Raw genomic sequence first — 19,714 nt, forward strand, 5'->3', positions numbered from 1 at the left:
GCCGTTTAGTTTATAGAAGGAAGGGGAAAATTTTATCATTGAAGGATTTTGTTCCTAAACTATCCCTCTTCAAATCAAATGAAAAAATCTACGAATCCAGAAAGAAGGTCATAGATTATGCCTGAAGGTCCAGAAATTAGAAGAGCTGCTGATCAGGTGGAAAAAGCATTACTGAAAGGACGCGTGATGGATGTTTTCTTTGCATTCGAACAGCTAAAGGGCTATGAATCCTTATTAAGTGGAGCGGAGGTAAAGAGGGTAGATACGAAAGGAAAGGCAATGCTCATTCGTTTCGATAACGGCTATACAATCTATTCCCATAACCAGCTATATGGAAAATGGGTGATTCGTAATGCCTACAACTATCCAAAAACAAATCGGCAGCTTCGCTTAGCGCTACATAATGAGAAGAAGTCAGCTTTGCTTTATAGTGCATCAGATATTGAAGTTCTACGCGATGAAGAAGTGCCTCTTCATCCATTTATAGCAAAAGTTGGACCGGATTTGCTTAGTGAGGAAGTAAGCGCTGAACAATTGAAGGAACGATTTGAATCACAGGAGTTTCGTAGAAAAAAGTGGACATCATTACTATTAGATCAATCGTTTATAGGTGGAATTGGTAACTATTTAAGAAGTGAAATTCTCTTTCTGGCAGGAATTCATCCTGATTTACGTCCAATGGACTGCACAGATCAGCAATTAGACAAAGCTGCTGAGGCAACGATCACTCTTGTTGAACGGTCATATAAGCATAACGGGATTACAAACGATATTGATCTTGCTATGAAGTTAAAAGAAAAAGGGCAGGCGCGTTCGACATACAGGCACTGGGTCTTTAATCGTGAAGGAAAGCCGTGCCGAATTGATGGAACAGAGATTCAAAAAATCAAAGCGGGATCAAGAAGATTATACTTCTGTCCTACATGTCAGTCGAAAATATAAGAAAAAAACTTGCAAGCGGATTCATGCTTGTGGTAAATTATCTGTAACCGGTTACACAATGTTGAAGGAGTGAAGCAAATGGCTACAATTCGAGATGTAGCAGAGCAAGCAGGCGTATCTGTTGCTACCGTCTCTCGTGTATTAAACGATAATGGTTACGTTGGTGCAGAAACGAGAAAACGCGTGATGGATGCGATCAAAAGCTTGAACTACAGTCCAAATGAAGTAGCGCGCTCACTCTATAAACGAGAATCACGGCTTATCGGACTGCTTCTCCCAGATATTACGAACCCTTTTTTCCCTCAGTTAGCGAGGGGGATAGAGGATGAAGTCAATCGAGCAGGATTCAGGTTATTACTTGGAAATAGCGATGAAGAAGCAACGAAAGAGTTGGATTACATTCAAACCTTTTTACAAAATCAAGTTGTTGGTATGATTTCAGCAACAAACAATACAGACAATGAGAATTATACAAATCTTGATCTACCTGTCGTCTTTCTAGATCGTGTGTCAACACAACATCCATCTGTTTATGCAGATGGAATCGAAGGGGGGCGGCTTGCAGCGAGAGCACTAGTTGAGAGAGGCTCCAAAAGAATTACTCTCATTAAAGGGCCTGCACATGTAAAGCCTGCCATGGATCGCTTTCAAGGAGCACTTGCAGAATTAAGTGAAGCAGAAGTTGATTTCTCTGTTCTCTCGACAACGTCTTATGCATTTGATGATGCGGGCAAATGGGCTGAAGAGCTTTTTGCAAAGCATCCAGATACGGACGGAGTGATTGCAAGTAATGATATTGTTGCCATTGCGATTTTGCATGAAGCCCTTCGTCTTGGAAGAAGCATACCTGACGACTTACAATTAATTGGTTACGATGATATCCCATTCAGTAGCCTGTCCTACCCGTCTTTATCAACGATCAGGCAGCCTGCATACGAAATGGGAAAAGAAGCAGCAAAGTTACTTTTGCGAATGATCCGCAAAGAAAAAGAAATTGATCAAACGATTCAATTACCAGTGACATTAATAGAACGAAATACGACAAGAAAGGTTGATCCAAATGCGTAAAGCTAAAATAGCGGTCATCGGAAGCTCTTCAATGGATCTAGTAGTTACTTCTAAGAAACGTCCAGGAGCAGGAGAAACGGTATTAGGAGAATCATTCAAAACTGTTCCAGGGGGTAAAGGGGCTAATCAGGCCGTTGCTGCAGCGCGTCTTGGTGCAGAAGTTTATATGATTGGCTGTGTAGGAGATGACCATTACGGTGAGGCAATCTTAAATAACTTTAAGAAGAATGGTGTTAAAACCGACTATGTGGAACCGGTTACAGGTGTGGAGAGTGGAACAGCTCATATTATTCTTGCAGAAGGTGATAACAGTATTGTTGTTGTCAAAGGAGCGAATGATCATATTACCCCTTCATATATCACTAAAGCAGCTAAGCTCATTGATAGCTGTGATCTAGTGATGATTCAGCAAGAAATACCTGAAGAAACGGTGGAATATGTAGCAGAGCTATGTGAGGAAAAGCAGGTTCCGTTGCTACTTAATCCAGCACCTGCAAGGGAAATCTCACAAAAGGTGATTGACGGTGCAACCTATATCACACCAAACGAACATGAAGCGGACGTTCTTTTTAATGGTCAGCCTCTTAGTGAATCGTTACGTACTTATCCTGAAAAAGTGTTCATTACGGAAGGGGCAGCTGGCGTACGCTACTTCAATGGGAAAGAAGAGGTGCTAGTTCCTTCCTTTAAAGTGAAAGCTGTTGATACGACAGGGGCAGGAGATACGTTCAACGCAGCGTTTGGTACAGCGATCGCCGAAGGCAAGGACCTGATAGAAAGCATTACGTTTGGCAATCGTGCCGCTTCTCTTTCAGTTACTAGTTTTGGAGCACAGGGCGGCATGCCTACCCGTGAAGAAGTTGAAAGGAAGCTATCAGAATGAAACGAAGAGGAATGTTAAATAGTCATATTTCGAAAGTACTTGCAGATCTTGGGCATACAGATCAGATTGTCATTGCAGATGCTGGTCTCCCGGTTCCTGACGGTGTGAAGAAAATCGACCTTGCCTTAAAACCAGGGCAGCCTGCTTTTACTGACGTTGTGAACGAACTTCTAAATGAAATGGTTGTTGAACGCGTCACGCTTGCTAAAGAAATAGAAGGCAATCAGAAGGTATATGATTGGCTAAAAGGTAAGCTTCAAGATACAGAACAAGATTATGTGGATCATGAAGTATTTAAGGAGAAAACGAAGCAATCAAAAGTTGTCATCCGTACAGGCGAGACAACGCCATATGCCAACTGTATTCTTCATTCAGGGGTAATCTTTTAAACGAGGTGAGCAGCATGCAAATTAGCATGAAGGAAATTCATAAAGCATTTGGCGCAAATAAAGTACTTGAAGGAGTGAACATTGACATCCAGGATGCCGAAGTTCATGCGCTTATGGGAGAGAATGGAGCAGGGAAATCGACGCTCATGAACATTCTTACAGGGCTTCATAAGAAAGACAGCGGAACAATCGTGATAGATGGACAAGAACGCGTTTTTGATAACCCAAAAGAAGCAGAAGAAAACGGTGTCGCTTTTATTCATCAAGAGCTGAACATCTGGCCTGAGTTAACGGTATTGGAGAACTTATTCATCAATAAGGAACCGGTTACATCTTTGGGACTCATTCATACGAAAAAAATGAAAGCGATTGCGAATGAGCAATTTAAGAAGTTAGCTATCTCGATTCCTCTTCAGCAGGAAGCTGGGAAATGCTCGGTTGGGCAACAGCAAATGATTGAAATTGCCAAAGCGTTAATGACAGATGCAAAAGTAATTATCATGGATGAGCCGACTGCAGCGTTAACAGAACGCGAAATACAAACGTTGTTCCAGGTTATTCGGTCTCTAAAGAAAAGCGGTGTTTCCATCGTCTACATTTCTCACAGAATGGAAGAGATTTTCACCATTTGTGACAGCATTACGGTTATGCGAGATGGAAAAACAGTCGATACAAAGCCTATTCCAGAAACGAGCTTTGACGAGGTTGTTCGCAAAATGGTGGGGCGAGAATTAACGGATCGTTTCCCGGAACGGTCACCTAAGCTTGGAGAAACGATGTTGGAAGTAAAGGGTTTATCCAGAAAAGGTGTGTTTGAGAATGTTAGTTTCTCAGTAAGATCAGGGGAAATTGTTGGTGTATCCGGACTAATGGGTGCAGGAAGAACGGAAATCATGCGTACCATTTTTGGACTCGATGGGAAATACACTGGTGACATTCTACTGAATGGCAAACAAGTTGTTATTAAAAGTCCCCACCAGGCTGTTCAGTTGGGGCTAGGTTTTATTACGGAGGATCGGAAAGAAGAAGGTCTTGTGCTCGATTTCTCGCTAAAAGATAACATTGCTTTACCAAGTCTCTATAGCTTCGCACCAAAAGGGTTAATCAATGAGAAGAGTGAAGAAGATTTCGTGGAGCTGTTGATTAAACGACTAACGATTAAGACGGAGTCAGCTAAAACAAGTGCCAAAAACCTTTCTGGAGGTAACCAGCAAAAAGTAGTTATTGCGAAATGGATTGGTATCGGTCCAAAAGTCCTTATTCTTGATGAACCAACTCGAGGCGTTGACGTCGGCGCCAAACGCGAAATCTATCAGTTAATGAATGAGTTAACCGATCGAGGAGTGGCGATTATCATGGTTTCCTCAGAGTTACCTGAAGTGCTCGGAATGAGCGATCGCATTCTTGTTTTCCGTGAAGGTCATATGACTGGTGAAGTATCAAAAGAAGAAGCAACGCAAGAGAAAATAATGACGCTGGCAACAGGAGGTCAAGAAGATGAATAATGCGCTAAAAACAAACCATGTTGGGAATATCATGCAGAAGCTTGGACCGCTATTAGGCTTACTCGTTTTAGTTGTAACCGTTTCCATCATGAACCCGAGTTTTTTAGAACCACTGAACCTATTGAATTTACTTAGACAAGTAGCGATCAATGCTTTAATTGCTTATGGTATGACATTTGTTATTTTAACAGGTGGGATTGATTTATCTGTTGGTTCGATTCTAGCGCTATCAAGTGCGCTTATGGCAGGGATGATGGTATCCGGAATTGATCCGATTCTAGCTATTCTCATTGGTTCATTGCTTGGTGCTTTAATGGGTATGGTTAACGGACTATTGATTACAAAGGGAAAGATGGCACCATTTATTGCAACGCTCGCAACGATGACGATGTTCAGAGGGTTAACGCTAGTGTACACGGATGGAAATCCGATTACAGGTCTTGGCGATAGCTATGCTTTCCAACTTTTTGGAAGAGGTTATTTCCTTGGTATTCCGGTTCCAGCGATTACGATGCTGCTTTCTTTCGCAGTGCTTTGGATTATCCTTCATAAAACACCATTCGGAAGAAAAACTTATGCCATTGGTGGTAATGAGAAAGCTGCCCTTATTTCAGGCATTAAAGTCGATAAAATTAAAGTGATGATCTATTCACTTGCAGGTCTACTGTCAGCTCTTGCGGGGGCAATTCTAACGTCTAGATTGAATTCAGCACAACCGACGGCAGGTACATCTTATGAGCTTGATGCCATTGCGGCCGTAGTACTAGGCGGAACAAGCCTTTCCGGAGGACGAGGATTAATTGTTGGTACGTTAATCGGTGCCTTAATTATCGGTACGTTAAACAATGGTTTAAATCTACTTGGAGTATCTTCATTCTTCCAGATGGTTGTTAAGGGTATTGTTATTATCATTGCTGTGCTAATTGATCGTAAAAAAGCAGCTTAGGAGGATTACTATGAAAAAGCTATTGCCACTTCTGCTTAGTTTGTCACTGCTTGTGCTTGGAGCGTGTTCGCTTCAGCCACCTGAATGGGCCAAACCGAGTCAGGAAACGGATATAGAAGATATTAAAATTGGTTTATCTGTTTCAACGTTAAATAATCCATTTTTCGTTTCGATGAAAGATGGCGTCGAAGCAGAAGCAAAGGAAAATGGAATGGATGTTGTGGTTGTCGATGCGCAAAATGATGCGGCAAAACAGATTAACGATGTAGAAGACCTTATTCAACAAGGAGTCGACGTTCTATTAATTAATCCAACGGACTCAGCTGCGATTTCAACAGCTGTACAATCAGCGAATAGCCTCGGTATTCCCGTCGTTACTCTTGATCGCTCAGCTGAAAAAGGTGATGTGGCGACTCTCGTATCCTCTGATAATGAAAAAGGAGGAGAAATGGCTGGAGAGTTTCTTGTTGAACAGCTAGGTGAAGGAGCTAAAGTAGCTGAGCTTGAAGGTGTACCGGGTGCTTCCGCTACTCGTGAACGTGGTCAAGGATTCCATAATATTGCGGATGAAAAGCTTGATGTTGTGGCAAAACAAACAGCGAACTTCGATCGTACGGAAGGGTTAAATACGATGGAAAACTTGCTTCAGGGTAATCCGGACATTAAAGCCGTATTTGCTCATAATGATGAGATGGCGCTAGGCGCTATTCAGGCAATCCAAAGCTCAGGTAAAGATGTTCTAGTTGTTGGATTTGATGGTAACGAAGATGCGATTAATAGCATTAAAGATGGTAAGCTATCTGCAACAGTGGCACAGCAACCTGAAGAGATCGGTTCTCTTGCTGTTCAGGCAGGCGTCGATGTACTAAAAGGAAACGAAGTAGACGAAACGATACCAGTGCCTTTGAAACTTGTTACAGAAGAGACAGAATAACAGTTAACGCTCCCACTATTGGGGGCGTTTTTCTGTTTAAAAGGAAATGTGAGACGAGAGTCGAAATTATTATAGTAGAAAACAAGGAGGTTGTGGAGATGGAAGCGTGGATTGAAGCAATGTTCTCCCAAACGTTTGTCGATGAAGCGATTGATCGGTTTGGTATTCAGAAGATAGGTGTGAAAAAGCTAGGGGATTTCGAAAACTATGTCTTTGAAGTAGAAGAAAAAAACAACTTCTGGATCCTTCGCTTTACTCATAGCTCACATCGCACAATAGAAGAAGTGAAGTCGGAACTCGTATGGGTCAATCATTTATACGATGAAGGCGCTCATGTAGCACGCGCTTATCCTTCAAAATACAATAAAATGATTGAGATCTTTTCGTCAGAAAATGGGCAGTTCTTTGCCTGTCTATTTAATAAAGTACCGGGAAGAGCGGTTAAAGTTTATGATCCTATATTTGGATCTCCCTTGTTCGAAGCATGGGGAAAGGAAATTGGGAAACTGCACGGTATTTCCATGAGAAATCAGGTTTCAGTTCAGCGACAGAGATGGGATGCAGGTGACCTGCTTCAATTCGATCGGTATCTTTCAAAAACAGCGGATGCTCGAATTATTATAGAAGGTAAAAGATTAATCGAAGAGATACAGACCTTTCATGAAACGGGAAAAACGTTTGGTCTCATTCACTCAGATGTCCATTATGGCAATTTTCATTTTGATGGTAAGAGTATTCATCTCTTCGATTTCGACGATAGTATGTATCACTACTATATTAGTGATATTGCGATCCCCGTTTATTATGCTGTCTGGCAAAAATGTGGAACAGCTTCGCTTACGGAGCGTTCAACCTTTGCGACAGAATTTTTACGTTCATTTTTGAAAGGATATCGAGAAGAAATTCACGTCTCAGACGAGTGGCTCAAGACCATTCCTTACTTCCTGCGTTTAAGAGACTTTGAGCTTTATACTGTGTTTCATAAAAAGTTTGATGTTGAACGGATGAATGATAAGGAGAAAGGGATGTTGGATGGCATTCGTTCGCGTTTGATGCGATCCGAATTAATAGCGAAACCAGCTTTTGAAGAATTAAAAAATCGTATTGAAAACGCGTAGCGATGTTTTCCAATTAGTAAGAAGTGGTAATGTACTTTTGCGAAGCTTTTAATAGAAAGGATGAATGAAAGTGGCAAAAGTACAAATTGGAAAATCAGGTTTACAAGCAAATCCGATCGGATTAGGTACGAACGCAGTTGGTGGACATAACATTTATCCGAACTTAAATGAAGAAACTGGGAAAGATCTCGTAAGGGCAGCACTTGATAATGGCATTAACTTACTTGATACAGCCTATATATATGGACCAGAGCGTTCAGAAGAGCTCGTTGGTCAAGTCATTAAAGAGCGAGGCAGTCGCGACGATATCGTCCTCGCTACGAAAGGGGCTCATGTATTTAAGGGGGAAGAGGTTGTTTTAAATAATTCACCAGCTTTCTTGAAGCAATCAGTTGAGAATAGCTTGAATCGCCTCCAAACAGATTACATCGATTTATTTTACATTCATTTTCCTGACGAAGATACTCCGAAAGCCGAAGCAGTAGGAGCTCTAAAGGAATTGAAAGATCAAGGCAAGATTAAATCTATTGGTGTATCTAACTTCAACTTGGAGCAGTTGAAAGAAGCGAATAAAGACGGCTATGTTGACGTTCTTCAAAGTCACTATAACTTATTCCATCGCGAAGCTGAGGAGGATCTCCTTCCTTATACGGCAGAACAAGGCATTTCTTTTGTTCCATATTTCCCTCTTGCCTCAGGACTTCTAGCTGGTAAGTATGATGAGAATACAACCTTCGATGATATTCGTGCTAAGGATCCTTTATTCCAGGGGGAGGCATTTAAAGAGAATCTTAGGAAGGTTGACCAGGTTCGCGAAATGGCAAACGCAAAAGGCGTTGAAGTTCCTCATATGGTGCTGGCATGGTACTTAACTCGTGATAGCATTGATGTCCTAATACCAGGAGCCAAACGTCAAGAGCAGGTTGTTGATAACTTAAAAACGCTTGATGTGAAGTTAACGAGTGAAGAAGTACAGCGAATCGATCAAATTTTTAAGTAAGAGAGGGATTAACCAGAGGATGTAATGTCCTCTGGTTTTTCAGTGTCATTAAGGTGCTTTAAGTGGTAATGTGTATGTGAAAGTAGATTATTTCCGCGGTCATCTTACTTGCCTAAAAGGAGGACTTCGAATTGAAAAAAGGTGTGCTCTTTTCTCTTACTCTTTCTCTCGTTCTCATTGCTATTCTGCTTATTTTCCTGTTTGAAGATGATCGAGCGGCACGCCCTGGAATGATCATGTCTCTCGGTGCCCTTGCTGTGGTATTTCAGCGCGTCGTCTGGTTAGTGATGAAGAGGAAAAAGAAGAATCAAAATAGGAGGTAACTCGATGTGATTAAAGTGAAAGCGCTCGGCCTTCTATTTAGAGAAGATAAGATTCTTGTTGAAGCATTTTATGGTAAGCACTCAAATGGTTTAGGAGGTTATTATCGACCATTAGGTGGGAATATAGAGTTAGGAGAGCCCTCTAATGAAACGGTTGTGAGAGAATTTAAAGAAGAGCTAGGTATTGATATAAAAGTAGAGAAATACATAACGTGTCTCGAAAATAGGTTTCAAATCGATCAGAAATGGTCTCATGAATTGATTCAATTGTATACGGTTTCGTTTATTGATGAGGCTCATTATATGAAAGAAAGATTTTCCTTTATTGAAGGGGATGCTGTGGCAGTGTGGTTAGCGGTCGAAGACATACTTAATGATATAGAATACTGTTACCCTAATGGATTAGATCAAGTGTTGAATCAGTTCTAATAGGAATTTTCTTTCGTTCACAACACACTGTCATCTAATTGAAATATCAAAATCAATCCATATTCTTTCATTGATTAGGAAAGACTACTATAATGATTACTGGACGGGGAATACTATGTTTCTGTCTAAACAAAGGATGAACTTAATGGAACGGAAATCAAATGAAGCTGAAATTGCCAGCTATGTTGGCAAGCTGTTAAGAGATAATTTTGGAAAAGGGCCATCGTCTGTTTATGTGTCGATTCAAGAGCCTTACATGACAATCTATTTTCGTGACTTTCTAGCACCTATGGAACGCGTTCTAGTCGATCAGAAAGAAGATATGCGTGTAGAAGAAACAAGAGATCTTCTCATGCTTGGATTACTTCCTGAGATCAAAGCGTCTATCCGTGTGATGGCGGATATTGAGATTGAATCGTTCTACCATGATTGGTCGCTTCATAACCGATCAGGTATCATTGTTGGTGTGATGAAAGAAGTGAATTCATTTGAAGGACGCGAACTTGAAGGGTATAAAGAAAAAGAGCAAGTTCATGATCAGATCATTCGCGTTAGTAAGCTTGCAGAAAAAGCACCTGAAAACGTAGACTCTTGTAAGTTGAATGATCGTACGTTAGTTGTTCTTCGAGAAGGTATTCTCGTTCGGATTGAAAAAGAGTTAATTCGCGATGGTTTTGAAGAGGAACTCAAGTTAACGAAAAGACGACTTGAAAAAGGGTTGTTACACGATCATCAATTCGAATCGATTCTTTCCGCAAAAGTGGAGGATATCTTCGTAGACTGGGATTTTACTTTAGATAAAAGCTACATTACGATTATTATGAAACCAAATTAAGATTAGGTGGAAATAAACTGGGCGATAGAACCAGTGATAAGCCGAAAAGAACCAGGAACCTGGTTCTTTTCGGCTTTTTTTATTTTCTTCCTAGTTTGTTAAGTACCTATCATCCAAAAATGATTCAAGGAGGAAAATGATGAAATATTTAATTGATCACTCAAAACGAGTGATTCATCGCACGCCTTTCGCTGGAGATCAATGTGAATTCCATACTACTCCAGTTCAAGAAAGGGAGGGGACACATGACCCTTTGTATCTTCGAAAACTGGTTGAAAAAAAATCTTATGAAATATGCAGTTTTTGTAAGGGGAGTCTTCAATAATATAAAGAAAGAAGGAGGTTCCCCCTTGAGTTACGAATGTTGTAAGTATGTTAAAGCAGTCGGATTAAGGGGGAACATTAGTGTTAAGAAAAAGAGCGGGAGTTATTTAAAGACTTTGAATGTATATCCGGAAGAACTGGCCCAATCTCTTGCAATCCATAAGGGTGAAACGGAGCTCAGTGAGAATAACCGTAGTGAAGGAAACAGTATACGATGGGTAGGTAGTGAGAAAGCATATCTAGATGAGCCCTCGTGTTCTCAAGTTGGGAAAGTTCACGTGGGGCGATTTGGTGGAAATTCATCAGCTGGTCAAACGAAGAACGAAGATGGATGTCTTGTTTGGAATGGCGGTGATTGGGAATTAGCCATGGTTTTAGATGCGCATAAAACCGCCAGTAGTGCAGGGCTAATTCTAGATGAGTTTGAGCGGAACCGTTCGACGATCTCAAGCATTATAGCCAAAGAAACGAGAGAAGCGATGAGTGAATTGCAGCCAGCAGTCTTAGCGCTTTTCCAAGATGAAGACTTTAAACAAAAATGCAGGGAAGTAGAAGGAGAAACGGCATGCTTGCTCGTTGTTAGAAAAGGCAAGTATTTATGGTGGTTCTCAGTTGGGGATTGTTTGTTGTTTCTATTGCACGCTGATTTAGAGGGGCTTGGGGAAGCGATTCAAAACCATCGCAGTTTCTATGAGTGGATTGGTGAAGTGAACACCTTTGATACGATCGTTCCATGCTTTAGCACAGGAACAAAGGAGCTGAGAAAAGGTATAAATCGTATCTTTTTAACAACGGATGGACTTCTTGAATGTCCGAATTCGAATTTTCATCAATCAGAGGAAGTGACCGATCGATTGAAGGGCGATTTTATTAAGGAGGATATCCATAGGTTATTAGAGGAAATAAAGAATAAGAATGTAAGAGACAGTACGACGATTTTAGCGTGGGACATTACCATATGTGAAGATGGTTTGATGCCAAGTGATCAATAAAGACTCACATGGAAGTAACGATGGTTAAATGAAAGAAGACGTCGCTATTGCGACGTCTTCTTTCATTAACTTATAAGCTGAATCACATAACCACCGATGACTCCGATTAAAACGATCATCCATGCGGGGAGTTTCCAAATTGAAAGGAGAGCGAATAAAATCGCTGCAAGGGCAAAGTCTTCTCCTTTTATTATGGCACTTTTGATAACGGGATCATAAAAGGCAGCCAATAGTATTCCAACAACGCTCGCGTTCACGCCGATTAATATTTTTTGGAATGAAGCACGCTGTCGTAACTCGTTTAGAAAAGGAAGTGCTGCCGTGATCAAAAGGAAAGAAGGTAAGAAAATCGCCACTGTGACGACAATAGCACCTGTAAACCCTTCTAACATTGTACCTAGGTAGCTTGCGAACGTAAACAGTGGACCTGGAACAGCCTGGGCCATTCCATATCCAGCTAAAAATTGATCAGCTGAGAGAAGTCCCTGTGGAACAATTTCGCGTTCGATCATCGGAAGCACAACATGACCACCTCCGAATACAAGCGCTCCAACTCGAAAGAACATGTCAAATAAATGAAGCAGAGCGTTATCGGTAAACCGGTTGAGTATAGGTAATGCGATTAAAAGCGTTACTAAAAGGATAAGCGCACATACACCAACTTTTTTTGATAAAGAAACAGGAAACGGTTTTACGTTAGATTCTGTCTTATCATTGAAAAGACGTAACCCAAGCAGTCCAGCGCCTACGATAATAAGGAGTTGCATCCATGCTGAGGGATAGAGGAGCATAATGAGTGCTGCCGCTAATGCGATCGCGATTCTCGTTCGGTCAGGTGTGAGTTTCTTTCCTAGGCCAATGATGGCATGTAGAACGACAGCAGCCGCGACAATTTTTAAACTATGAATGAAAATCCCATCTCCGAGTGAGAAGGTTTGATAAAGCATGGCGAAGATGACAAGAATAAGAATGGATGGGATCGTGAAGCCAAACCAGGATAGGAAACCACCGAGCATCCCGCCGCGCATCATTCCGATTGCAATTCCTACCTGACTACTTGCAGGTCCAGGCAAAAATTGACAAAGAGCAATAATGTCAGCGTACATTTTATCATCAAGCCACTTTTTTCGATCGACATATTCATTTTTAAAATAGGCAAGATGAGCAACTGGCCCTCCGAATGAAGTAAGACCAAGTCGCGATGATACAAGAAGTATTTCAATAAATGATTTGAAGCTATGTTTACCAGGCATGTTTGTCCTCCGTTAGTCTTTAATTTCTTTAAATAGCTCATAGGCTTTTGATTGAGCTTCTGCTAAGACTTGTTCACCTTTATCGGTCGTGCGATAGTATTTTCGAATTTTCCCATTTACGTTGCTTTCTGCTTTGGTCAGCAGTTCGTCTTTCTCCATACTGTGAAGGATCGGGTATAAGGTCCCCGAGCTCATTTCATAGCCATGTTCACGCAGTTCTTCAAGCATCCAGGTTCCATATATCGGTTCTTCCTTAGCATGATGGAGAATATGGATTTGAATGAAGCCTAGAAAAAGCTTTCGCAGAATTTTATTATCCAAAAGTAGCCACCTCTCTGATATTGCAAATCGATATCGAATTGCGATATTGGTATCGCTATTATTGTATAGTGGAGTAGGAAGTTAAACAAGGTCTTGCCAAGCTTATTTACAAACCTTTAATATTTCGTTCTGATAAGTATTGGAGTGAAGGAGCAGTAAGCTGATTCAATAAATCCTAATCTTAAAAGAAAGAATAAGCTAATTTCTTTTATTACTTCTTCAGGTATAGTAAGATATGGACTGTTGTTTAGAAGACATTTGAACGGTAAATCCTAATAGAAATACATCTTTTTGTACGCAACCGTCATAGAAAAAGGAGGGGAATAGATGGAGGAAAAACAAACATACGAATTCTTGGCTGACGATCCGAATTTCAACGTCAAACCAGTCATGATCTCTCTTATAATCGGAGCGTTTTTTGCCATCTTAAATGAAACACTTTTGAATATCGCGTTAACTACTTTAATGGAGAAATTTAGTGTAACGCCTGCCACAGTTCAATGGATGGCTACAGGATTCTTGCTTGTGATGGGGATATTAACTCCAATCTCGGCGCTTCTTCTTCAGTCGTTTACAACGAGACAGATGTTTATCGGCACAATGACCGTATTTACAATAGGAACGCTCATATGTGCAATTGCGCCAACTTTCGGCGTTCTCTTAAGCGGACGGCTTTTACAAGCAGTTGGTACTGGATTATTAATTCCAATTATTTTTAACACGTTTCTTCTTATATTCCCGCCAGAACGACGCGGTACTGTTATGGGGACAGTTGGGCTTGTTATTATGTTTGCTCCTGCAATTGGACCAACTCTTTCAGGCATTATCGTCGATCAGCTCGGCTGGCGTTATCTCTTTATTACGGTTATTCCATTCGCGTTATTTTCAATCGCATTTGGCTATAAATTCCTAAAAAATGTTGGAGAGGTAACAAAGCCAAAAGTAGATGTGCTTTCCATCCTTTTATCTACTATTGGATTTGGGGGAATTGTTCTAGCGTTTAGCTTTGCCGGAGAGGGAGAGGTTGGCTATTTAGCACCACAAGTCTTTTATCCTCTCGTTATTGGAGTTATCTCCCTCGTTATTTTTGTGATCAGGCAGCTGAAATTAGAAGAGCCGATGCTGGATGTGCGAGTGTTTAAATATCCGATGTTCACTGTAGCCGTATTGTTGTTTATCATCATCATTATGGCCATGTTCTCATCAGAAATTATCCTTCCGATGTACATGCAAGGACCGCTAGCATTAACTCCTCAAACGGCAGGGTTAATTCTCCTTCCGGGAGCGCTGTTAAATGGACTGATGTCACCGGTGATGGGGAAATTATTTGATAAGTTTGGTCCAAGAAAACTAATTATCCCAGCAACGTTTGTCCTTGTAGGTGTGATGTTTACATTTAGTAAGCTAGGGATAAATACATCGATTACATTAATCGTTGTAACTTACATCTTACTCATGCTATCGATTTCAGCGATCATGATGCCAGCTCAAACGAATGGATTAAATGGTCTTCCGAAAAAACTTTATCCGCATGGCACGGCCATTATGAACACGCTACAACCTGTTTCAGGAGCGATCGGTGTCTCTGTTTTCATTAGCATCATGACAACGCGACAACAGACTTATCTCGATAATGCTTCAAACCCAGCAAACCCACAAACCATTAGCGAGTCACTCGTATCAGGAGTTGAACTTGTCTATCTTGTAGCATTTGGATTTGCTATAGTTGGTTTCTTAGTGGCTCTCTTTATTCGAAAAGCATTACCTGAAGATCAAACAGGGCAACCTGAAGCACAAGCTGTAAATGAATAAGAAAAGCGTCTCTCTTGAGGCGCTTTTTTAGTTGTCACAACTCTGTAACCAAATATGCGACTTTATGCTTTTTTGTAGAAAGTGAAAATGTAATATAATTGAAAAGATGTAGATGGTTTAAATGAGTTTAAGAAAGAGAAAGAAATTAATGGAGGTATTTTACATTTACATCCCAAATAATGTATGCTCCTTTCCTTATTTTCTCTATTCTTTAACAGTAGGGTTACGATTTGCGAGGTAACTTTACTAATGTGTTAAAAGAACGTTTTCATAGAAGGACAATGATTTATGCTCTCCTAGAGTGGAAGTTGACATTAAATTTTCTAGGGAGTATTATACTCAAGTATTAGGATTTAAAAAGAATTTACAAATTTACAATTAAAATAGATTAAAAAGATATTTGTATCACATACAAGGAGGTCTTCAACTGACATGCGAAATAAATTAAGCAGTCAGATTAATAAGCCATGGACACTGTTCATTGGCGTGATTCTATTATTCTGGTTAAAAATGTACGCTGTCTATCAGACTGAATTTGATCTTGGAATTCAAAATGGTATGCAATCGTTCCTATTAGTCTTAAACCCAATTAGTTCATTACTTCTATTCTTTGGATTTGCGCTGTTCTTTAAAGGACGTAAACGAGCATGGGCAATCCTCATTATTGATTTTGTACTTTCATTTATTCTCTATGCAAACGTTGTGTACTACCGATTCTTTAATGACTTTATTACACTACCGACTGTGATGCATACGAATGATGCAGGAGAATTAAAAGATAGTGCTTTTGCTTTAATGCAGTTCTCGGATGCTTTCTATTTCATTGATACACTGCTTATTCTTAGCTTGATTTTGTTTAAAGTTATCAAGCCACAAGTAGCGATGAAAAAGAAGAAAATCGCGCTTGTTTTCGCATCAGCAGCAGTATTCTTTACAGTGAACCTGGGGCTTGCTGAAGCTGATCGTCCTGAATTACTAACGCGTGCTTTTGATCGTACGTATATTGTGAAGTATCTTGGACAGTTCAATTACCAAATCTTTGATGCCGTGACGACAGTTAAGTCAAGCTCTCAGAGTGCATTCGCAAGTAGCGATGACTTAACGGACGTAAGAAACTTCGTAGAAGCAAACCGTACAGAACCAAACCCAGAGTATTTCGGTAAGGCTGAAGGGATGAATGTGATTTACATTTCATTAGAATCACTTCAAAGTTTCGTGATCGGAAGAGAAGTAGATGGTCAGGAAGTAACACCATTCTTAAATAGTCTTATTGAAGATCAGAATACGTTCTATTTTGATAATTTCTTCCACCAGGTTGGTCAGGGGAAAACGTCTGACGCAGAATTTATGATGGCGAATTCTCTCTATCCATTACCAAGTGGATCAGTAGCAATGGAAAAAGCGCGTAACACTTACCAGGCACAGCCTGCGATTCTTGAACAAAAAGGTTATTCCACAGCTTCCCTACACGGTAATGGGAAAACATTCTGGAACCGTGATGAAATGTATAAGTCATTTGGTATTCAGAAATTCTTTGATTCAAGTTATTACGATATGAATGAAGAAGATGTTCATAACTATGGTCTTAAAGATAAGCCGTTCTTTGAACAATCCATTCCATATCTTGAAAGTCTAGAACAACCGTTTGAAGCGAAAATGCTTACTTTATCAAACCACTTTCCGTTTACTATGGACGAAGGTGATGTTGATTTCCCAACACCTGAAACAAATGACTCAGTCGTAAATGGCTATTTCCAAACAGCTAAATATATGGATGAGTCGATTGAACAATTCTTTAATGATCTGAAAGAATCAGGTCTTTACGATAATACAATGATTGTCATGTATGGTGACCATTATGGTATTTCTAATAACCATAATACGGCGATGTCAGAGGTAATGGGAGAAGAGGTCGGCGCATATGAAAATGCTCAATTACAGCGTGTCCCTCTTTTCATTACAGCCCCTGGCGTAGAAGGAAAGCAAGTACATGAATATGGTGGTCATATGGACGTTCGTGATACGGTTCTTCACCTACTAGGTGTTGAAACAGATGATTTTATCTCATTCGGATCCGATCTTCTTTCAGATGACCACCGTGAGATTGTACCTTTCCGAAATGGTGATTTTGTAACACCAGAAGTAACATCTGTTAACGAGAAGTGCTATGCGAATCCTACAGGAGAAAAAGTAGACGCAGAGGCATGTGAGCAGGCAGGACAGTTTGTCGAAGAATCACTGGAACTATCAGATAAAGTCGTCTATGGTGATCTACTTCGTTTCTATGAACCTGATGGCTTCACTCCTGTTGATCGTAACGATTACAACTATACAGTGGATCAACTGGAACCTGTACAAGAAGATCCAGCTCAAGAAAAAGAACAGAAATAATGACAAAGCAACCTGCCTAATGTGGCAGGTTGCTTTTTTATATGCAAGATTAGTGCATGCTGGTGATTCACCATTTTTGGCTTATTCAAGTTAAACATAGCCTATCTCCATCTAAAGTTGTAGATGAAAATAAGTAAATAGCTAGAGTTTTTGTTTCTTTAAGTAGGTTATCATTTCCATATAGATATCAATCTTTGGAAAGAGGGAGATAGGAATGAAGCGACCGATCTGTATCACTTGTGGGACGCAATATGAGATGATGGAAAAGAATCCGGATACATGCCCTATTTGTAAAGAAGAAAGACAATACGTTAATCCTGAAGGGCAAGAGTGGACAACACTGGAGGAAATGCAAGCAGCTCAATTTCAAAACCAGATCATTGAGGAAGAAAAAGGACTACATAGTGTGACGACAGCACCCACTTTTGGGATTGGACAAACAGCATACTACATTCAGAGTAAGGGATTTAATCTGCTTTGGGATTGCATTTCTTATATTGATGCGGATACTATTCAAAAGATCAATGATCTTGGTGGCTTAGATGCAATTGCTCTTTCACATCCCCATTATTACTCTGCACAAGTCGAATGGGCAGAAGCCTTTAACGTTCCCATTTACATTCATGAAGATGACTCTGAGTGGGTGATGAGAGAGTCTGAAATGATTCGTTTTTGGAGCGGGGAGGAATTAAAGCTAACTTCGGATTTAACAATATATCGCCTTGGCGGCCATTTCCTAGGAGGAGCAGTTCTTCATGTACCAGAAGGTAATGAAGAAAGGGGCTTGCTTTTAACAGGAGACATTATTCAAGTTGTAGCTGATCAGGAGTGGGTAAGCTTTATGTATAGCTATCCAAACCTCATCCCTTTGCCAGCATTAAAGGTGGAAGAGATGGCCCGAAAGGTGAAGTCGTTAAAATATGATCGACTATACAATGCGTTTCATCGTAGTGTGAAATTCAATGCTGATCAATCTGTTCAGCTATCGGCGACTCGATATATAAAAGCGCTTGAAGGTAAGTTGTTTCATACGTGAAGAGAAAGCCTCCTTATAAAGGAGGTTTTCTTTTGTAAAAGCTTTGGTAGTTTATACTGTTGATTCTCGATTATTGGCTCAATCGAGTGTAAATGGTCATAAAATCAATAATGTTTATCGCCTTGGTAAAGTACAAATTAGCAGGGAAATTCCATTATTAATCGAATACGGTTAGAAGAATGACCGAATGAGGAGGGGAATGAGTAATGTAAGGAGGTTTCAAAATAGGAATAAGTGGAAATAAAACATTACTATGGTAATATAGAACGGTCCTTCAAAGCTACTGTAGAAAAGATGAAGGTGCTAGGTCTATATGAGGAGGTAGCACATATGAAGATTTATCATTTTGGTGAATCGGCAGGAAAAGAAATAACGAAGTTCGGATCAAACTTCATCATGTCCCGAATTTCACAAACAGAGGGAAGCGTACATATTGGAGTTATGTATTTAGACAAAGAAGGGATAATTGGGTTCCATCAAGCTGTGACGCCTCAATTATTGTTAATCATCAAAGGTGAAGGTATTGTGAGAGGAGAAGAGGATGAGTTAATAAAAGTACGAGAAGGAGATGCTGTTTTTTGGAATATTGACGAATGGCATGAGACCACATCAGAGAATGGATTGACTGCCATTGCGATCGAAGGGGAAGTGGATCCAGAGTTATTTATGAAGGAGAAGGAGTAACCGGAAGTGTAAGAAAGAACAGTTAAAAAGATAATAAAAAAGCTCTTCCACCGGGGAAGAGCTTTTTCTATATGATTTACGCTTTAACTACGTTAGTAGCTTGTGGTCCGCGGTTACCTTGCTCAGTGTCAAAAGTAACTGTTTGACCTTCTTCAAGAGTTTTGAAACCTTCGCCTTGAATAGCTGAGAAATGTACGAATACGTCGTCTCCGCCTTCAACTTCGATGAAGCCAAAACCTTTTTCTGCGTTAAACCATTTTACTGTACCTTTGTTCATGTGTGTATCCTCCAAGTGCATTTTGCACAAATATTACTATTACTGCTCTACATAATCATTTGAGATGTAAGTACTTCCTAAAGTAGCCTGCTCTTTAATAATCAGTACCGAACAACAATAATTAACCTTAGTATAACACGTCTCCCAAAAAAAGCAAACCTCTTCTGAAAAATCGTTCTTTTTTACTTCCAAACAAAGGACTGTATGGGTATGTTCGAATACTGTTAGTTAGTGAAAAACATTGATCAAACA

At 40.2% G+C, this 19,714-nt stretch carries 21 protein-coding genes; 18 read left to right on the plus strand and 3 right to left on the minus strand.

Annotated elements, in window-relative coordinates; genetic code table 11:
* Positions 1-117 precede the first annotated feature (117 nt).
* From nei to AC0VYV_RS04460, 14 genes are all read left to right on the plus strand, one after another.
* Positions 118-942, plus strand: coding sequence for an endonuclease VIII (nei, locus tag AC0VYV_RS04395; RefSeq protein WP_475374481.1), 825 nt, complete (start codon positions 118-120; stop codon positions 940-942).
* 78 nt (positions 943-1,020) lie between these two features.
* On the plus strand, positions 1,021-2,010 hold the full coding sequence (locus AC0VYV_RS04400; protein ID WP_475374482.1) for a LacI family DNA-binding transcriptional regulator: 990 nt from the start codon (positions 1,021-1,023) through the stop codon (positions 2,008-2,010).
* On the plus strand, positions 2,003-2,893 hold the full coding sequence (gene rbsK, locus AC0VYV_RS04405) for a ribokinase (protein ID WP_430243777.1): 891 nt from the start codon (positions 2,003-2,005) through the stop codon (positions 2,891-2,893). Before AC0VYV_RS04400 ends, rbsK begins: the two co-directional genes overlap by 8 nt.
* The gene (rbsD, locus tag AC0VYV_RS04410; RefSeq protein ID WP_475374483.1) at positions 2,890-3,282 is read left to right on the plus strand and encodes a D-ribose pyranase; all 393 of its coding nucleotides are present in this window, start codon (positions 2,890-2,892) and stop codon (positions 3,280-3,282) included. Before rbsK ends, rbsD begins: the two co-directional genes overlap by 4 nt.
* A 14-nt stretch (positions 3,283-3,296) precedes the next feature.
* Complete coding sequence (locus AC0VYV_RS04415; protein ID WP_194220395.1) at positions 3,297-4,787, plus strand: sugar ABC transporter ATP-binding protein; 1,491 nt, start codon at positions 3,297-3,299, stop codon at positions 4,785-4,787.
* The gene (gene rbsC, locus AC0VYV_RS04420) at positions 4,780-5,733 is read left to right on the plus strand and encodes a ribose ABC transporter permease RbsC (protein WP_194220396.1); all 954 of its coding nucleotides are present in this window, start codon (positions 4,780-4,782) and stop codon (positions 5,731-5,733) included. Before AC0VYV_RS04415 ends, rbsC begins: the two co-directional genes overlap by 8 nt.
* Before the next feature lie 10 nt (positions 5,734-5,743).
* Positions 5,744-6,667, plus strand: a complete 924-nt coding sequence (gene rbsB, locus AC0VYV_RS04425) for a ribose ABC transporter substrate-binding protein RbsB (protein WP_194220397.1) — start codon at positions 5,744-5,746, stop codon at positions 6,665-6,667.
* Between the two features lie 98 nt (positions 6,668-6,765).
* Complete coding sequence (locus AC0VYV_RS04430; RefSeq protein ID WP_475374484.1) at positions 6,766-7,785, plus strand: phosphotransferase enzyme family protein; 1,020 nt, start codon at positions 6,766-6,768, stop codon at positions 7,783-7,785.
* Between the two features lie 64 nt (positions 7,786-7,849).
* Positions 7,850-8,785, plus strand: a complete 936-nt coding sequence (locus AC0VYV_RS04435) for an aldo/keto reductase (RefSeq protein WP_475374485.1) — start codon at positions 7,850-7,852, stop codon at positions 8,783-8,785.
* 131 nt (positions 8,786-8,916) lie between these two features.
* Complete coding sequence (locus tag AC0VYV_RS04440) at positions 8,917-9,108, plus strand: hypothetical protein (protein ID WP_430243771.1); 192 nt, start codon at positions 8,917-8,919, stop codon at positions 9,106-9,108.
* Positions 9,109-9,114: 6 nt separating this feature from the next.
* The gene (locus AC0VYV_RS04445; protein ID WP_475374486.1) at positions 9,115-9,537 is read left to right on the plus strand and encodes an NUDIX hydrolase; all 423 of its coding nucleotides are present in this window, start codon (positions 9,115-9,117) and stop codon (positions 9,535-9,537) included.
* A gap of 145 nt (positions 9,538-9,682) precedes the next feature.
* Positions 9,683-10,372: a Na-translocating system protein MpsC family protein gene (locus AC0VYV_RS04450; RefSeq protein ID WP_430243768.1), complete on the plus strand. Its 690-nt coding sequence runs from the start codon at positions 9,683-9,685 to the stop codon at positions 10,370-10,372.
* Positions 10,373-10,511: 139 nt separating this feature from the next.
* Positions 10,512-10,697 carry a hypothetical protein gene (locus AC0VYV_RS04455; RefSeq protein WP_194220403.1) on the plus strand — a complete coding sequence of 62 codons (186 nt, stop codon included), beginning with the start codon at positions 10,512-10,514 and terminating at the stop codon, positions 10,695-10,697.
* Between the two features lie 25 nt (positions 10,698-10,722).
* On the plus strand, positions 10,723-11,688 hold the full coding sequence (locus AC0VYV_RS04460; protein WP_475374487.1) for a PP2C family serine/threonine-protein phosphatase: 966 nt from the start codon (positions 10,723-10,725) through the stop codon (positions 11,686-11,688).
* 65 nt (positions 11,689-11,753) lie between these two features.
* Here AC0VYV_RS04460 and chrA read toward each other — a convergent pair whose 3' ends face one another.
* The gene (gene chrA / locus AC0VYV_RS04465; protein ID WP_475374488.1) at positions 11,754-12,941 is read right to left on the minus strand and encodes a chromate efflux transporter; all 1,188 of its coding nucleotides are present in this window, start codon (positions 12,939-12,941) and stop codon (positions 11,754-11,756) included.
* A 12-nt stretch (positions 12,942-12,953) separates the two neighbouring features.
* Positions 12,954-13,262, minus strand: coding sequence for a PadR family transcriptional regulator (locus tag AC0VYV_RS04470; protein ID WP_430243765.1), 309 nt, complete (start codon positions 13,260-13,262; stop codon positions 12,954-12,956).
* A gap of 327 nt (positions 13,263-13,589) precedes the next feature.
* Here AC0VYV_RS04470 and AC0VYV_RS04475 point away from each other — a divergent pair, with 327 nt between their 5' ends.
* The 4 genes from AC0VYV_RS04475 to AC0VYV_RS04490 all read left to right on the plus strand — a co-directional run bounded on the left by AC0VYV_RS04475 (position 13,590) and on the right by AC0VYV_RS04490 (position 19,185).
* Positions 13,590-15,074 (plus strand): MDR family MFS transporter, encoded by a 1,485-nt coding sequence (locus AC0VYV_RS04475; RefSeq protein WP_430243763.1) that lies wholly within the window; start codon positions 13,590-13,592, stop codon positions 15,072-15,074.
* 432 nt (positions 15,075-15,506) lie between these two features.
* On the plus strand, positions 15,507-17,465 hold the full coding sequence (ltaS, locus tag AC0VYV_RS04480) for a lipoteichoic acid synthase (RefSeq protein ID WP_475373342.1): 1,959 nt from the start codon (positions 15,507-15,509) through the stop codon (positions 17,463-17,465).
* A gap of 214 nt (positions 17,466-17,679) precedes the next feature.
* Positions 17,680-18,501 carry an MBL fold metallo-hydrolase gene (locus AC0VYV_RS04485; protein WP_475373343.1) on the plus strand — a complete coding sequence of 274 codons (822 nt, stop codon included), beginning with the start codon at positions 17,680-17,682 and terminating at the stop codon, positions 18,499-18,501.
* A 330-nt stretch (positions 18,502-18,831) separates the two neighbouring features.
* Positions 18,832-19,185 carry a cupin gene (locus AC0VYV_RS04490; RefSeq protein WP_475373344.1) on the plus strand — a complete coding sequence of 118 codons (354 nt, stop codon included), beginning with the start codon at positions 18,832-18,834 and terminating at the stop codon, positions 19,183-19,185.
* 76 nt (positions 19,186-19,261) lie between these two features.
* On the opposite strand, the gene AC0VYV_RS04495 is transcribed toward AC0VYV_RS04490, so the two are convergent.
* The gene (locus AC0VYV_RS04495; protein WP_098442444.1) at positions 19,262-19,462 is read right to left on the minus strand and encodes a cold-shock protein; all 201 of its coding nucleotides are present in this window, start codon (positions 19,460-19,462) and stop codon (positions 19,262-19,264) included.
* Positions 19,463-19,714 lie beyond the last annotated feature (252 nt).

This window comes from Anaerobacillus sp. QJM3NY_17 (assembly GCF_056173665.1).

What these genes read in the sequence shown, in the direction of transcription:
- nei (WP_475374481.1), top strand. Translation starts at nt 118, where the DNA reads ATGCCTGAAGGTCCAGAAATTAGAAGAGCTGCTGATCAGGTGGAAAAA.
- AC0VYV_RS04400 (WP_475374482.1), top strand. Translation starts at nt 1,021, where the DNA reads ATGGCTACAATTCGAGATGTAGCAGAGCAAGCAGGCGTATCTGTTGCT.
- rbsK (WP_430243777.1), top strand. Translation starts at nt 2,003, where the DNA reads ATGCGTAAAGCTAAAATAGCGGTCATCGGAAGCTCTTCAATGGATCTA.
- rbsD (WP_475374483.1), top strand. Translation starts at nt 2,890, where the DNA reads ATGAAACGAAGAGGAATGTTAAATAGTCATATTTCGAAAGTACTTGCA.
- AC0VYV_RS04415 (WP_194220395.1), top strand. Translation starts at nt 3,297, where the DNA reads ATGCAAATTAGCATGAAGGAAATTCATAAAGCATTTGGCGCAAATAAA.
- rbsC (WP_194220396.1), top strand. Translation starts at nt 4,780, where the DNA reads ATGAATAATGCGCTAAAAACAAACCATGTTGGGAATATCATGCAGAAG.
- rbsB (WP_194220397.1), top strand. Translation starts at nt 5,744, where the DNA reads ATGAAAAAGCTATTGCCACTTCTGCTTAGTTTGTCACTGCTTGTGCTT.
- AC0VYV_RS04430 (WP_475374484.1), top strand. Translation starts at nt 6,766, where the DNA reads ATGGAAGCGTGGATTGAAGCAATGTTCTCCCAAACGTTTGTCGATGAA.
- AC0VYV_RS04435 (WP_475374485.1), top strand. Translation starts at nt 7,850, where the DNA reads ATGAAAGTGGCAAAAGTACAAATTGGAAAATCAGGTTTACAAGCAAAT.
- AC0VYV_RS04450 (WP_430243768.1), top strand. Translation starts at nt 9,683, where the DNA reads ATGGAACGGAAATCAAATGAAGCTGAAATTGCCAGCTATGTTGGCAAG.
- AC0VYV_RS04455 (WP_194220403.1), top strand. Translation starts at nt 10,512, where the DNA reads ATGAAATATTTAATTGATCACTCAAAACGAGTGATTCATCGCACGCCT.
- chrA (WP_475374488.1), bottom strand. Translation starts at nt 12,941, where the DNA reads ATGCCTGGTAAACATAGCTTCAAATCATTTATTGAAATACTTCTTGTA.
- AC0VYV_RS04475 (WP_430243763.1), top strand. Translation starts at nt 13,590, where the DNA reads ATGGAGGAAAAACAAACATACGAATTCTTGGCTGACGATCCGAATTTC.
- ltaS (WP_475373342.1), top strand. Translation starts at nt 15,507, where the DNA reads ATGCGAAATAAATTAAGCAGTCAGATTAATAAGCCATGGACACTGTTC.
- AC0VYV_RS04485 (WP_475373343.1), top strand. Translation starts at nt 17,680, where the DNA reads ATGAAGCGACCGATCTGTATCACTTGTGGGACGCAATATGAGATGATG.
- AC0VYV_RS04490 (WP_475373344.1), top strand. Translation starts at nt 18,832, where the DNA reads ATGAAGATTTATCATTTTGGTGAATCGGCAGGAAAAGAAATAACGAAG.
- AC0VYV_RS04495 (WP_098442444.1), bottom strand. Translation starts at nt 19,462, where the DNA reads ATGAACAAAGGTACAGTAAAATGGTTTAACGCAGAAAAAGGTTTTGGC.